The sequence below is a fragment of the Candidatus Synechococcus calcipolaris G9 genome (genome assembly GCF_029582805.1).
Classification (GTDB): Bacteria; Cyanobacteriota; Cyanobacteriia; order Thermosynechococcales; family Thermosynechococcaceae; genus Synechococcus_F; species Synechococcus_F calcipolaris.
This window is the reverse complement of the sequence record NZ_JAKKUT010000002.1, coordinates 1,093,127-1,105,746: the sequence shown is the minus strand read 5'-3', so window position 1 is coordinate 1,105,746 and position 12,620 is coordinate 1,093,127. Positions and strand designations below refer to the sequence as shown.

Below are 12,620 nucleotides of genomic sequence, written 5' to 3'. Positions count from 1 at the left end.
AGTCGTTAGGTATGTATGTTCAACTCCGACCGCAAAACCTAAACCAGGGCCTCACCTTGGTGGAATGCGTTGTCGCCATTGTGATTACCAATATTTTGCTGGCGGCCCTAGCGGCTCCCTTGGTGATGGTGACGGCGACGCGATCGCAAAATGATCGCATCAATCAAGCCAGCGGCCTAGCCATTTCCCAGGTGGATCAGATGCGCGCCCTCATGGAGCAGGGGGTCTATCAAAATGCCGATCTACCCCCCGCAAGCTCCGTATCAGCAGAATTGGGCCAACCGGGTGGTCTCTCGATGCAGCCGCCCCCATCCTCAGTGACGACCTGCACTGGAGTGCCTGCCACGGCGGTCACCGGCTGTCTGCGTACATTCAATAATGCTGAGTTTGTCGTACAGGTTTATCGAGGGGCGGGAATTACTGCCGGTGGTAGAATTATTGCCTTTCCGATGCAGGTTCGGGTTTATAGCCTACGCACCTTTGATGGCGGCAATACCCCCAGTGCCGATGTACCGATTCCACAGGTTCCCGCCACCTTCACCGCCTCTGGCGATTCTTCGGGGCTTCCCCTGATTGTCCTAACGACGGATGTGGTGCGGGGCGATAATCCGGCAACCCTTTGTAATATTACCGACTGTCAGTAGAGGTGATTCCATGGTTCCTTTTTGGCAGAGTTTTCGGCGGCAGCGAGTTCCACAACAAAAGCTAGGGTCTCTGGCTTCAGGCAAGCAAGGGTTTACCCTAGTAGAACTTCTCGTTGCCGTTGTTGTAGGGGCGATTATCTCCACGGTTTTGGGAGCCATTCTCGTGGATATGCTGCAAAATGAAGCGCGGGAGGCATCCTTAAACGAGGTACAGCAAGACCTGCAATCAGCCATGAACTTTGTTACCTCTGACCTCACCCAGGCCACCTACGTCTACGATGGTGACTGTTTAGAAGGGCGAGGTACCACCAGCGATACAGATTTTTGCCCTGGTCTGATTAATCATATTCCCAACTTTGGTACAGGTATTACACCCATTTTAGCGATGTGGATTCTAGAACCTGTTCCCTACGATCCCACCTCCCAAGCCATTCCAACGAATTGTGAAGGTTTAGGAACAGATTGCATATCGGTACAAAATGCACGGCGGGCCTATACCCTAGTGGCCTATTATCTAGACACCAATCCCGGCGGTGGCTGGCAAGGCACGGCCCGACTACGACGCTATCAATTGCGTAAATTCTCCACTCTAACGGCGAGTAATGTCGTGCAGACGACGGGCTACGTTGATCCCACGGTAGCGGGACAAAACCAGTTTCAAGTCTGGCCCTACCGGGTTGTTAGCGGCACATTCACCAATCAGCAGGCAGCGGTTCCTACGGCAAACCTGGATGAATTACCCGTGGTTTCCGATTTCATTGATGCCAATTGGGCCGATCTAACCACCACGCCCATCAACTGTCCACCGGCGGTTCAGGGTGTTGCCTACGTGCGATCGCCCTTGGCGAGTACCAGCCCACCCAATAGCTTTTATGCCTGCGTCCTCAATCGTGGCTCAACCCTTAACCAGTCCACCTTTGTTTATTTACGGGCAAATCCTGCGGGTAAACCGGGCTTAAACGCTGCAAACTCCGATCGTCGTCCCACCTTATCAACAACCATTCTGAATCGTGGTGTTGTCAATAAAACCCCCCTAGTTAACTAATTCACAGCAATCCTATGGATTTTGGAGACCGATACCCATGGCCCACCTCTTAACATCTCGGCGACCCTTAGCCCTAGGGCAACAGAAGGATGCTGGATTTAGTCTGGCGGAAACTGTCGTTATTTTAGTTATGGTCGGCATCCTGGCAGCCATTGGTGGCGTTTCCTGGCTAGGTTTTCTGAACAATCAACGAATGCGGGTGGCAGTGAATGAATCCGTTTCCGCCATTCGTTTAGCCCAGGGAGGAGCACGGCGGGAAAATCTACGTTGGGTGGCAGCCTTTCGTGAATCCAATGGTCAAGTGCAATGGGCCGTCTCCCGAACCACAACCCCCGTTGCTCAGTGGGACTGGCAGAATTTACTGGGCGATGACTCTAACTTGATTGAAATTGATCTTGCCAATACGAGCTTTAATGCAGTAGCAGATACCTACCAAGTTGCCTTTGAGTACGATGGTCGCATGAGTATTATTAATACGCCGCCGCGCCGCATCACCTTTCGCCCCGTTAATAATGCCTCAGCAGATGCTCAACGCTGTATTCGCATGGTGACAATGCTGGGGGCCCTACGAACGGAAACCGGTACAGCCTGTGATAGTTAATATCTTCTAATGGCTAAGGTTATGATCCTAGCCACGTTTCAAGATCATAGAGGTCTTGAAAATCTAAGAGAGCTTCTCCCAAGGATTCCAATTGTTCGAGAGATAACCCACGGATCTGGCTAACAACCTGATCAGAGAGAATCCCCAGTCGTCGGTGGAGTTGGCGGAGGATAAGGGTAGATTCTCCCTCTTGTCGTCCTTCTTGCCGCCCTTCCTGAAGAATTTCTTGATAAATCACGGATTCACGCATCATTCCCTCCCGAAAAATAGTTTGAATAAGCTCTTTACTGTACTGTAACCCAGCCATTAGTTGTACCACGGTACTCAGTTCTTTCCTGGACTGCTCCGATTGAATTTGATCAATTTGGTCGGCAACGGCTTGCAAGAGGGCGGATTCGTTGTCGGTTTTTCCTAAGACCGCAAAGGGCAATAGGGCGGGAATCTGAAAAAATTGGTTGGGGTCTTCTTCCCAGAGTCTCACGACTCGATAGCGATGGATTGTTGCTGGCAACTCGAACGCATCGGGAACATGAACCCGTGTGCGCCGCAGCAAGATCAAGACTTGGACAATTTCACACTGATGGGTGCGATAGAGTCTGAGCCAGTAGTCCAGCATTCGTAAGGGCAGAGTTGGCTCTGGTTCAACCTGAAATTCCAGATGCAGAATACAGGCTTGGGTCTGTACCAGTGTCACGGAATCCGCCCGAATTGGTTCCAGATTCAGTTCGGTTTTCAGGATCGAAACATCTTCTGAGGCATCGTTGAGGAGCCACTGGGTAAAGGCGGTGGGATATTTTTCAGCTAGGTATTTGCATAGATTATCTCGCATTTTCCTAGCTTATCGATCAACCTTAGCTACCCACAACCATGACTTCCTTGTCTTGGGCTAGGAATTTCTCTAACTCCGTCAGGGCATCCGCATCCACTTTGGTTTGCATGGGGCAGAACTTAGGCCCACACATGGAACAAAACTCCGCCGTTTTATAAATGTCTGCGGGTAGGGTTTCATCGTGGTATTCCCGGGCCCGTTCCGGATCCAAGGCTAGTTCAAACTGCTTATTCCAATCAAAATTATAGCGGGCTGCTGATAATTCATCGTCGCGATCGCGGGCCCCAGGACGATGCCGGGCAATATCTGCCGCGTGGGCAGCAATCTTATAGGCAATTAGGCCATTCCGCACATCTTCGGCATTGGGTAGGCCTAAATGCTCCTTGGGCGTGACGTAACAGAGCATAGCTGTCCCATACCAACCCGCCATAGCCGCACCGATCGCACTGGTAATGTGATCATAGCCTGGGGCAATATCCGTCACGAGGGGGCCCAAGACGTAGAACGGTGCTTCCGAGCATTCTTCCATCTGCTTGCGGACATTAAACTCAATCTGATCCATGGGGACATGGCCCGGCCCTTCTACCATGACTTGCACATCCTGCTCCCAGGCCTTGCGGGTGAGTTGCCCCAGGGTTTTGAGTTCTGCCAATTGGGCCTCATCGGAGGCATCGTGGGTACAGCCCGGCCGCAGGGAATCCCCTAGGGAAAAGGAAACATCATACTTCTTGAAAATTTCAATGATGTCATTGAAATGGGTATAGAGGGGATTTTGTTTATGGTGGTGCAGCATCCACTTGGCTAAAATGCCGCCGCCACGGGAGACAATACCCGTAATGCGATTTTTCACTAGGGGTAGATGTTCAATCAAGATACCCGCATGGATCGTCATGTAGTCCACCCCTTGCTGGGCGTGTTTCTCAATGATGTGTAGAAAGTCATCGGCGGTCAGGTTTTCCACATTGCCATGGACACTTTCTAGGGCTTGGTAAATGGGCACTGTGCCAATGGGAACGGGGGAGGCTTGGATAATGGCCGTGCGAATCCGATCCAGATCGCCGCCGCCAGTGGACAGATCCATCACCGTATCAGCCCCATACTTCACCGCCAGATTCAGCTTGGCAACTTCTTCCTCCAAGTTTGAGGAGTTGGGTGACGCGCCAATATTGGCATTCACTTTACACTTAGAGGCAATCCCGATCGCCATAGGTTCTAAATTGACATGGTTGATATTGGCCGGAATAATCATCCGACCCCGGGCCACTTCGTCGCGGATTAATTCCTGGGGTAGGTTTTCTCGCTTGGCGACATAGTCCATTTCTTGGGTGATCAGGCCTTGGCGGGCATAATTCATTTGACTGACATTCGCCTGGCCCCGCCGAGGAGCAATCCATTCGCTACGCATTATTAAAATCCTCAATTTACAGCTTCCCTGCGCCAGTATGATCTGGATTCAGGTTCTAAGGGTCTATTCTCAGCCTGTGTGGTAATCAGACACCCCTAGCGTGGAATTATTCTATCATTTCTGCCTGGAAGGTTCATTGCCTTGTTATGCTGCCTCAAGTCATCGGTAGGGCATAGTCACACAAAATTCCTGTGATGAGGTTAATTGCACATGGTAGTGGTGCAGGCGATCGTGAAAATTGCTCTTGTCATAAAATGAAAAAGACAACGTACTTCAGATTTGTTTATGGATCAGCCAACTCGCATCGCTCTTAGCCCAGATATCCTGGTTGGTAAGCCCATCATCCGAGGCACTCGACTTGCTGTTGAATTCATCATTGACCTTCTTGCCCAAGGCTGGAGTGCTGATGAAATCCTTCGCAATTACCCCGGCATCAGCCTTGAAGATATTCAAGCCTGCCTCAGCTATGCCAGTACTATGCTCAAGTCCGAAAAAGTTTATGCCATTCCGCTCTAGTCCATGCGCTTCCTTGCCAACGAAAACTTTCCTTTGGATGCTGTAGAAGCATTACGTCAGCAGGGACATGATGTGGTTTGGATTCGTACAGAATCTCCTGGCATTTCTGACCCCGAAGTATTGAGTCGTGCCCAAGCAGAAGACCGTATCCTCCTGACCTTTGACAAAGATTTTGGCGAACTTGCTTTTCGCACGAAACTTCCTGCTGCCAGCGGTATTATCCTGTTTCGGATTACAGCCCCCTCAAGTGTGATAGTGGCTCAAAAGGTCGTAGCGGCGATCTCCCTACGTGATGATTGGGTTGGGCATTTCAGCGTTGTCGAAGATGATAAAGTTCGGATGAGATTTTTGTGAAGCAAATCTATTTCTATCATTCCTGAGGGAGTAGTTCTAGCCTGTGGTAACAACGGCAGCGTAACACTGCGTTGATGTGGACGGCACAGAGGTTATCGGTGGGAGTTCAAGATTGTCTGTTTGTTATCTACAATGGAGTAATAGCGCAAAAATCCGTTTACTGTGTTGATATGCCAGTCACTAGCAAAGATCTTAAGCAGGATATCGATCAACTCACCACGGAGCAACTGCAACAAGTGGCTGACTTCATTGCCTTTCTCAAATTTCGGGATAAACGCCGTCGCATCGTTCTTGATCCGGCTCAGTTGACTGCCCTCGCAACTGAGTTTGCAGAAGAAGATCGTTCTCTTGCTGAAGCTGGAATGGGTGATTATGCAATGATGCTTGCCCAAGAAGATCAGTAATGACTGACCAGCTTAAACGAGGAGAAGTTTGGCTAGTAAACCTTGATCCTACTCAAGGTTCTGAACAAGCCGGTGTTCGTCCTAGCATTATTTTTCAAGATGACATTGTTTCTCGGTTCTCAACGACGATTATCGTTATTCCCTTGACTACAAACCAGCGTCGCGCTTCATTACCGATTTGTATGCTCATCAAACAGGGAGATGGTGGATTATCACAGGATTCAGTTGCATTGTGTTTTCAAATTCGAGCATTGGATAAGACGCGGTTAGTTCGGAGCTTAGGTCAACTGAGTGCTGAAACAATGACTCAATTAGAAGAAGTAGTGTTAGTAACGTTAGGATACGAGGTATAGATACAGAATAATTGCTCTCAAGTTACTTATCTTGAAATCCGTACTCATAACGGATATGATTTGACTATTGAGTAATATCCCATAAGGAGACTCTAGTATGGTTGCGACTGCACCCTCCCTGAAAGAACAAGTGATTACAACCCTGAATCGTTCCCAGGCTAATGCTCTGGTGACGTTTCTCAACTACAAGAAATACCATTGGTTGACCTTTGGCCCCCTGTTCCGGGATTTGCATCTACTTTTTGAGGAGCAAGGTGGCGAAGTTTTTGCCATGGTTGATGAATTGGCGGAGCGGAGTTTAATGTTGGATGGCCAGCCCATTGCGGATCCGGCTACCTACTTACCCACGGCGACGGTAACGGCTTCGACGGGTAAACTCTCGGTGAAGGAGATGATTGCGGAGGCGATCGCCAACCACGAAACAATCATTACGGAAATGCACCAAGATGCCGATATTGCCACGGAGGCGGGGGATATTGGCACCGCGGACTTATATACTCGCTTGGTTCAAGTCCACCAAAAACATCGTTGGTTCCTCAAGGAATTTTTAGCGAAAGGGGATGGCCTAGTCAGTTAACTGCCAACCGGCGATCGCCAAAATGTCCGGCCAAGGAACGGATTTTTGCAAACCCAGGGCAAAGGTCTGACTGGCGGATATGGCCCCATAACCCACCAGGGTTGCCCCCAAGAGTTGTTGGTTATGGGTCACGATTTGGCCGTAGTCGCCACCGAGGGGAGAGGCTTGAATCCGATAGGTTTTCAGGGCATGGCCACGAAAATCGTTATTGTTTTGGGACTGGGTTAATTGGCGAAGATTCCAGCCGACTCGGGCTAGGGGGTAGGGAGTGGTCAGCCACCAAGGACACCCTTTATAGATCATTGGTATGTGGTTCCTTGGGAATCGACGACGTTTCTGTAGACAGTTGCGGCCAATGTGGAGGGCCTCTGCTTTTGTGGTCATGGGAAGATCGTAGCCCCTGAGCCAAGACCCACAGGCATAAATTTTAGGGTGACGGGTTTGGAGATCGCCATTGACCTTCAGAAAGCCATTGAGATTGAGAAAAGAGTCGGTGGGGACAGGATGGCAGTGCAGTCCTAGTTGGCTTAACCCTAACCCGCCCCATTCATCCAGTAGGCTTGTCTTCTCTTGTTCTTTTTGATGATCCTGATCATTTCCCCCGTGGCTAGGGGGCAGTGCCAGGATAGAGGGATGGGGGGAGCCTGGGGTCTGGGTATAGATCCTAACACCGAGGGCTTCCAGGTAGGCTTGAAGTCGCTGGTTTGTCCAGTCATCTTCTTGGGGCAGGGGGCGATCGCCCGGAATATACCAAGACACCGATTCTTCCAGCAGGCAAGCTAGGCCAATCCATTCTGCTAATTCTGGGCCGTGGCCTCGCACCGACCAAACCCGATGCCCATTTGCACAGGATTCATTTTTGCCAGGGGGAGTCAAAAGTTTGGCGTAGGCTTCCCCTAAGTCTAAGGGGTTATCCGGTTGATCCAATAGCAGATAGGAGGGGGCTTCGAGGCGATCGCCCTGGATCTCCAATCCGAGGGGTTTATCCTGGGAAAATTGCCCCATGCCCTCAATAATATCCACGCCGGCCGCTGCCAAGACAGCCCTGGAATAGACCATCTGAACCCGCTCAACCTGACCTTGGAGCCAGGAACGCAGCGCATCTCCCCGCAGAACCCTAGGATGCTCGTTGAAGCGATCGCAGAGTCGCTCCGGTAAAATTAGCCGTAACCAGCTACCCTCCCAGGAGGTCTTTTCGGGAATGACTAAGGCAACCCGGCCCCAAAGACTCAAATCAAAGGCAACCTCAAAACCTAGGGCCGAGCCAGAGACAATGACAATATCATAGGCCCACTTCATTCCTAGGTTGCATTCCTAGACAAGGGAATAGGGGCGATTTAAGCCCGATAATTGCTGCACTAGGAGGCTGAGGAACAGACCCACATCGGTGACAATACCCACGGATTCTACGGAGCCGCGATCGGCGAGTTTTGTTACCACCGCTGGATTAATATCCACACAGACCAGTTTCACCCCCGCTGGTGTCATATTGCCCACACCAATGGAATGGAGCATGGAGGAGAGCATTAAGATCATATTGGAGCCTTGAATCAGGCGACTGTATTCTTGCTGGGCCTGGAGTAAATCCATCTGGGTGTCGGGAAGGGGGCCATCATCACGAATGGAGCCAGCTAGGACGTAGGGGACGTTATTTTTAACACATTCATACATGACTCCATTGGTCAGGAGTCCCTGCTCCACGGCCGCACTAATATTGCCACAGCGACGAATGGCATTAATGACCTTGAGGTGGTGGCGATGGCCGCCCCGCACGGGAACGCCCCGTTTCATATCTACCCCTAGGGATGTGCCCATCATGGCCTGCTCCATATCATGAACGGCAATGGCATTTCCCCCTAGGAGGGCTTGAACATACCCTTCCCGAATTAGATGGGAAAGATGTTCGCCACCGCCGGTATGGATCACCACCGGGCCGGCAACCACGACAACCTTCCCCCCTTGGTCCCGAATCCGGCGCAGATCCCAGGCAATTTGCTCAACCACCAATTCTACGCGGCGTTCACTGGAGACCCCAGAACCCATAAATGTAAATTCTTGGCTATTGCCCCGCTGATCTCGGTTTTCCGGTTTGCGCACGGTGCGAATGCCTTCTACACCGACAACGACGCGATCGCCCACCTCTAAGTCCCGCAATAGGCGACATTCCGCTCGATGGCCTTCGGGGGTAGACTGCACCACAATGGCCGCATCCATGCGTTGGCCGTGAACCCGCACCCACTCACAATTCACCCGTACTTCCGTGGGATAGATGGTCGTGACATAGAAATCATCCGGGGCCACACCTGCCTGGGTCACCGTTTCCAGTTGGTTATCACATACCTCTTGGGGCGGGGCGATCGCACCGAGATCAATCAACTGGGTCATGATTTCTTCCATCACTGTGCCGGAGGGAGCCGTTACCCGCACATTGGCCTGGGATGTACTTTGCCGCTGCTCCCCTAGATGGAAATCGGTAACTTGGAAACTGCCGCCCCCTTCCACAATCGTATCCAGGGCCCGGTTAATCAGTCCTGAATCTAAGAGATGCCCCTCTAGGCGAATTAAGCGACTTTGGAGTGACGCACTGCCATGAACCTCTTCCCGAACTGGCTCCGTCACCCGCAGTGTTAAACATTTTGAGGCTCCACCCGCTTTCAGAAACTCGGTTAGGGGGGTTTCAATAATTTCAAAGCCCGCCTGCTCTAGGGTTGTCCGTAGGTCTGGGCTGGCTCGGTTCAAGATAATAATTTGATGGATATTGACGGCATTGCAGGCAAAGTTGACTGCATCTGCTTCACCGACAATGATTCGTTTTTCCGGGGGAACCCGTAGCTCAATCAAACGATTGGAGTAGGCATCAAAGGCCGGCGGATAGTAGAGCAGATAGCCGCCGCTCAAGGGACAAAAACAGGTATCCAGATGGTAGAACCGCTCATCCATCAACCGCAGGGAGAGAACTTCAATATCTAACCACTTGGCTAAGTAGGCGTGGGAATCCAGTTCGGAACGAAAGCCATAGCCTGCCCATAGCCAGCGACCTTCCCGATCCAGGAGGGCATCGCCGGCCCCTTCAAAGGGCAAGTCTGAGGGCAGTTCATGGACGGTGTACCCCTGGCTTAAAAACCATTCCCTAAAATGGGGTTCTTCGCCTTGGCGTTCGGGATGGTAAAACCGACTTAGAACCACGTTATCGCCAAGAACTAATCCGGCATTGGCGGTAAAGACCATATCGGGCCAGCCCTTTTGAGGCTCTACTAACTGAACCTCTGCCCGATCGCGGATAATTTCGTAGAGTTTTTGCCATTGCTCTTGGGCGCGATCGCGGGAGGATTTATGGATATTTCCTTCCATCCACGGGTTAATTACATAGTCCACATCGTAGTGTTGGGGTGGACACATTAAGAAGCGCAGGACAGAACTCATAATAAATTAGCGGTAATGGTGTGAGGGGCTTTGGGGGCGATCGCCAACCCTAAGGTTAGGCAACCCAACTTACCACCTTATCATTTTTAGCCTCTAGTTCACCGTCTGGAATGGCCCTGAAGGTTTAATGCTCTGCTTCCGGGGAATGCTTGGGCAGTTGCTCCGCCTCAGGACAATCATCGGAAACTAAGGGTTCACTAAAGCCCTTGGATACAGAGGCTAGGCGACGGGTAATGGCACCAATACTTTCCATGCGTACCATCTCTTCCCAGGAACAGATCTCATCTTCTTCCTCAGTTTCGTAGCGGATAGTAACTAAATCCCCTTCTAGTTCAACGATTCGGGCCCGGTCAATCAGGCGTTGTTGATCCCGCAAGTAAATCCAGACCTCCTGGCCATCGGTGTAAAGTTGATAAAGCTTGCGGTGTAGCATACGACATTTCTCCTTTACGGAACGGGGTCTACGGGCTAGTGGGAGTAATGTATAGACCTATTGCCTGACAGCATACCGTCTATTTCAGTCAATTGGACAGGTACAGGGACTCTTCTTTGGGATTTTTTCTAGCCCCAGGGTCTTGAATCTGTTAATCACTCAGGGATTGGGGCTAGGGGATGGGTCGGACATCCCTCGATCGCCCATGGGTTGACCACTAGTATCTTCATTATCGTCGTTTATTTGTAAGTGTTGCTCAACAATGGCAATGCGATCGCGGAGATTGTGGAGTAATCCAGAATGGCTTAACCGCACCGCGGCTAATTGTTCCCGCAGGCGATCGTAGTTTTGGGGCATTTGCTGACGCAGTTGCACCACTTCCCGACCTAGGGCATTGAGGCGACGCTCCACATCTTCGTACTGCTCCATTAAGGGAACCGTTGAAGTCAAATAGTCTTGGAGAATATGCACGACGGCTGCATCTAAATTTTCCAGGTGATGCCGTTCTTGGTAGAGGCGCAGTTGGCTCAGGATTTCCGCTGGTAATTGGTCGTAGAGGGTGGGCTGCTCAGACATCGGTAAAGTTCCCCTAGGCGTTCTTTAGAAGGTCTACGTAAGAAAGGGGCGGGCTAGGAAAAAACTAGAAATGGTTTTGGCATCTACCACCTGGCCTTGTAAAATCGCGTTTTCTAATGCCGTTGGTGTCATCAGTACCGCTTGAATATCTTCATCGTCGTCTTGGGGAGGCGGATTGTCTAGCTTTTCCAGAGCCGTTGCTAAAAAAGCATAAATAATTTCATCGGAGTAGCCCGGGGCGACATAAAATTCCCCCAGCGATCGCCATTGGTGGCCCCGATAGCCCGCTTCTTCCTCCAGTTCTCGCCGGATGGTTGCTTCCGGTGGTTCATGGACTTCGACGGTTCCCGCTGGAAATTCGAGGAGGGCTTGTTCCGCAGCAAAACGATATTGGCGCACTAAAATCAACTGCCCGTCCTGCGTGACCGGAACGGCTAAGGCCCCCCCTGGATGACGAATGCACCCCATCTGGGCGATCGCGCCGTGGGGCAAGCGATAGCGATTAATGTCAAAGCTAAATTTACGACTCCGACAAAAGACCTCGGACTGCAATATCTCTGGGGGTGTTTTCTCACCTAGCATAGTTGGCCTAGAGTCCTTGGCGATCGGTCAAAATTTCGTAGCCTGTTTTAGTGACTAACACCGTATGTTCAAACTGGGCCGAGAGGGCATTATCTACCGTAACGGCGGTCCAGCGATCGGATAAAATGCGAACCTGCTTCGAGCCGGCATTCACAATCGGTTCAATGGCCAGGGTCATTCCCGCCCGCAGCCGCACATTTTTGAGGTCACGGGTACGAAAATTAAACACCGAGGGTTCTTCGTGCAAATTGCGGCCGACCCCATGGCCGGTAAAGTCTTCCACAATCACAAATCCATTGGACTCGACGCAATCTTGAATGGCACCGGCCAAGTCCATTAAATAATTACCCTCCTTGACCTGCTTAATGCCACAATAAAGGGCCTCTTCGGCTACCCGCACTAGCTTGGCCGCTTCTTCACTAATGGGGCCGACGGCGATCGTGATGCAGGAATCCCCATGGAACCCATTGAAATAGGCACCGGTATCCACTTTGACCACATCGCCATTACGAATGATTTTGCGGGGGTTGGGAATCCCATGGACGACTTCATTATTGACGGAGGCACAGATCGATGCCGGAAACCCATGGTACCCCTTAAAACTGGGAGTGGCTCCCATTTCCCGGATTCGCCGCTCCGCATGGGCATCTAAATCTGCGGTACTCATGCCTGGCTTGGTGATCTCGGAAATTTCCTTCAGTACGGTGGCCACGATCTTAGAAGCTTGGCGCATGACCTCAATTTCACGGCGAGACTTAATTTCAATCCCACGGCGAGGACGAGTTTGCACCGGAGTTGTGTCGGAGGTTAAGAGATTAGCCAGGATATTCATGAAGATTATGATTCTTAGAAACTAACGGTGGGTTGAAAACCATCTT

General features: G+C 51.0%; 16 protein-coding genes and 1 riboswitch. Of the genes, 8 read left to right on the top strand and 8 right to left on the bottom strand.

The window, feature by feature from the left end; all coding sequences use genetic code 11:
* The first annotated feature begins 11 nt into the window (after positions 1-11).
* The 3 genes from L3556_RS08265 to L3556_RS08255 are packed head-to-tail and all read left to right on the top strand — an operon-like array spanning position 12 to position 2,290.
* Entirely contained in the window at positions 12-644 is a 633-nt protein-coding gene (locus L3556_RS08265; protein WP_277866810.1) for a prepilin-type N-terminal cleavage/methylation domain-containing protein, read from the top strand.
* Between the two features lie 10 nt (positions 645-654).
* The gene (locus tag L3556_RS08260) at positions 655-1,689 is read left to right on the top strand and encodes a prepilin-type N-terminal cleavage/methylation domain-containing protein (RefSeq protein WP_277866809.1); all 1,035 of its coding nucleotides are present in this window, start codon (positions 655-657) and stop codon (positions 1,687-1,689) included.
* A 37-nt stretch (positions 1,690-1,726) separates the two neighbouring features.
* A complete protein-coding gene (locus L3556_RS08255) occupies positions 1,727-2,290 on the top strand; it encodes a pilus assembly FimT family protein (protein WP_277866808.1) in 564 nt (187 codons plus the stop codon).
* 19 nt (positions 2,291-2,309) lie between these two features.
* Here the strand turns inward: L3556_RS08255 and L3556_RS08250 are convergent, their stop codons facing one another.
* Together L3556_RS08250 and thiC are read right to left on the bottom strand one after the other, a co-directional pair.
* Entirely contained in the window at positions 2,310-3,119 is an 810-nt protein-coding gene (locus L3556_RS08250; RefSeq protein WP_277866807.1) for an Rpn family recombination-promoting nuclease/putative transposase, read from the bottom strand.
* A 22-nt stretch (positions 3,120-3,141) separates the two neighbouring features.
* Entirely contained in the window at positions 3,142-4,524 is a 1,383-nt protein-coding gene (thiC, locus tag L3556_RS08245) for a phosphomethylpyrimidine synthase (RefSeq protein WP_277866806.1), read from the bottom strand.
* A gap of 7 nt (positions 4,525-4,531) precedes the next feature.
* A riboswitch (TPP riboswitch) is annotated at positions 4,532-4,631 on the bottom strand.
* 178 nt (positions 4,632-4,809) lie between these two features.
* On the opposite strand from thiC, the gene L3556_RS08240 reads away from it, so the two are divergent.
* The 5 genes from L3556_RS08240 (at position 4,810) to L3556_RS08220 (ending at position 6,728) form a co-directional block, all read left to right on the top strand.
* The gene (locus L3556_RS08240; RefSeq protein ID WP_277866805.1) at positions 4,810-5,040 is read left to right on the top strand and encodes a DUF433 domain-containing protein; all 231 of its coding nucleotides are present in this window, start codon (positions 4,810-4,812) and stop codon (positions 5,038-5,040) included.
* Between the two features lie 3 nt (positions 5,041-5,043).
* A complete protein-coding gene (locus L3556_RS08235) occupies positions 5,044-5,394 on the top strand; it encodes a DUF5615 family PIN-like protein (RefSeq protein WP_277866804.1) in 351 nt (116 codons plus the stop codon).
* A gap of 98 nt (positions 5,395-5,492) precedes the next feature.
* A complete protein-coding gene (locus L3556_RS08230) occupies positions 5,493-5,798 on the top strand; it encodes a hypothetical protein (protein WP_277866803.1) in 306 nt (101 codons plus the stop codon).
* On the top strand, positions 5,798-6,151 hold the full coding sequence (locus tag L3556_RS08225; RefSeq protein ID WP_277866802.1) for a type II toxin-antitoxin system PemK/MazF family toxin: 354 nt from the start codon (positions 5,798-5,800) through the stop codon (positions 6,149-6,151). The genes L3556_RS08230 and L3556_RS08225 overlap by 1 nt, the downstream gene beginning before the upstream one ends.
* 97 nt (positions 6,152-6,248) lie before the next feature.
* Positions 6,249-6,728 (top strand): Dps family protein, encoded by a 480-nt coding sequence (locus L3556_RS08220; protein WP_277866801.1) that lies wholly within the window; start codon positions 6,249-6,251, stop codon positions 6,726-6,728.
* Here the strand turns inward: L3556_RS08220 and L3556_RS08215 are convergent.
* From L3556_RS08215 to map, 6 genes are all read right to left on the bottom strand, one after another.
* Positions 6,717-8,027: a hypothetical protein gene (locus L3556_RS08215; protein ID WP_277866800.1), complete on the bottom strand. Its 1,311-nt coding sequence runs from the start codon at positions 8,025-8,027 to the stop codon at positions 6,717-6,719. The two genes, L3556_RS08220 and L3556_RS08215, sit on opposite strands and share 12 nt — an antisense overlap.
* 15 nt (positions 8,028-8,042) lie before the next feature.
* Complete coding sequence (argZ, locus tag L3556_RS08210) at positions 8,043-10,151, bottom strand: bifunctional arginine dihydrolase/ornithine cyclodeaminase (RefSeq protein WP_277866799.1); 2,109 nt, start codon at positions 10,149-10,151, stop codon at positions 8,043-8,045.
* 124 nt (positions 10,152-10,275) lie between these two features.
* Positions 10,276-10,584 carry a DUF6679 family protein gene (locus tag L3556_RS08205; RefSeq protein ID WP_277866798.1) on the bottom strand — a complete coding sequence of 103 codons (309 nt, stop codon included), beginning with the start codon at positions 10,582-10,584 and terminating at the stop codon, positions 10,276-10,278.
* 159 nt (positions 10,585-10,743) lie between these two features.
* Complete coding sequence (locus tag L3556_RS08200; RefSeq protein ID WP_277866797.1) at positions 10,744-11,160, bottom strand: hypothetical protein; 417 nt, start codon at positions 11,158-11,160, stop codon at positions 10,744-10,746.
* 33 nt (positions 11,161-11,193) lie between these two features.
* Positions 11,194-11,742: an NUDIX hydrolase gene (locus L3556_RS08195; protein WP_277866796.1), complete on the bottom strand. Its 549-nt coding sequence runs from the start codon at positions 11,740-11,742 to the stop codon at positions 11,194-11,196.
* A 7-nt stretch (positions 11,743-11,749) separates the two neighbouring features.
* Positions 11,750-12,574, bottom strand: coding sequence for a type I methionyl aminopeptidase (map, locus tag L3556_RS08190; RefSeq protein WP_277866795.1), 825 nt, complete (start codon positions 12,572-12,574; stop codon positions 11,750-11,752).
* Between the last annotated feature and the right edge of the window lie 46 nt (positions 12,575-12,620).

What these genes read in the sequence shown, in the direction of transcription:
- L3556_RS08235 (WP_277866804.1), top strand. Translation starts at nt 5,044, where the DNA reads ATGCGCTTCCTTGCCAACGAAAACTTTCCTTTGGATGCTGTAGAAGCA.
- L3556_RS08255 (WP_277866808.1), top strand. Translation starts at nt 1,727, where the DNA reads ATGGCCCACCTCTTAACATCTCGGCGACCCTTAGCCCTAGGGCAACAG.
- L3556_RS08195 (WP_277866796.1), bottom strand. Translation starts at nt 11,742, where the DNA reads ATGCTAGGTGAGAAAACACCCCCAGAGATATTGCAGTCCGAGGTCTTT.
- L3556_RS08220 (WP_277866801.1), top strand. Translation starts at nt 6,249, where the DNA reads ATGGTTGCGACTGCACCCTCCCTGAAAGAACAAGTGATTACAACCCTG.
- L3556_RS08240 (WP_277866805.1), top strand. Translation starts at nt 4,810, where the DNA reads ATGGATCAGCCAACTCGCATCGCTCTTAGCCCAGATATCCTGGTTGGT.
- thiC (WP_277866806.1), bottom strand. Translation starts at nt 4,524, where the DNA reads ATGCGTAGCGAATGGATTGCTCCTCGGCGGGGCCAGGCGAATGTCAGT.
- L3556_RS08260 (WP_277866809.1), top strand. Translation starts at nt 655, where the DNA reads ATGGTTCCTTTTTGGCAGAGTTTTCGGCGGCAGCGAGTTCCACAACAA.
- map (WP_277866795.1), bottom strand. Translation starts at nt 12,574, where the DNA reads ATGAATATCCTGGCTAATCTCTTAACCTCCGACACAACTCCGGTGCAA.
- L3556_RS08265 (WP_277866810.1), top strand. Translation starts at nt 12, where the DNA reads ATGTATGTTCAACTCCGACCGCAAAACCTAAACCAGGGCCTCACCTTG.
- L3556_RS08225 (WP_277866802.1), top strand. Translation starts at nt 5,798, where the DNA reads ATGACTGACCAGCTTAAACGAGGAGAAGTTTGGCTAGTAAACCTTGAT.
- L3556_RS08200 (WP_277866797.1), bottom strand. Translation starts at nt 11,160, where the DNA reads ATGTCTGAGCAGCCCACCCTCTACGACCAATTACCAGCGGAAATCCTG.
- L3556_RS08205 (WP_277866798.1), bottom strand. Translation starts at nt 10,584, where the DNA reads ATGCTACACCGCAAGCTTTATCAACTTTACACCGATGGCCAGGAGGTC.
- L3556_RS08215 (WP_277866800.1), bottom strand. Translation starts at nt 8,027, where the DNA reads ATGAAGTGGGCCTATGATATTGTCATTGTCTCTGGCTCGGCCCTAGGT.
- argZ (WP_277866799.1), bottom strand. Translation starts at nt 10,151, where the DNA reads ATGAGTTCTGTCCTGCGCTTCTTAATGTGTCCACCCCAACACTACGAT.
- L3556_RS08250 (WP_277866807.1), bottom strand. Translation starts at nt 3,119, where the DNA reads ATGCGAGATAATCTATGCAAATACCTAGCTGAAAAATATCCCACCGCC.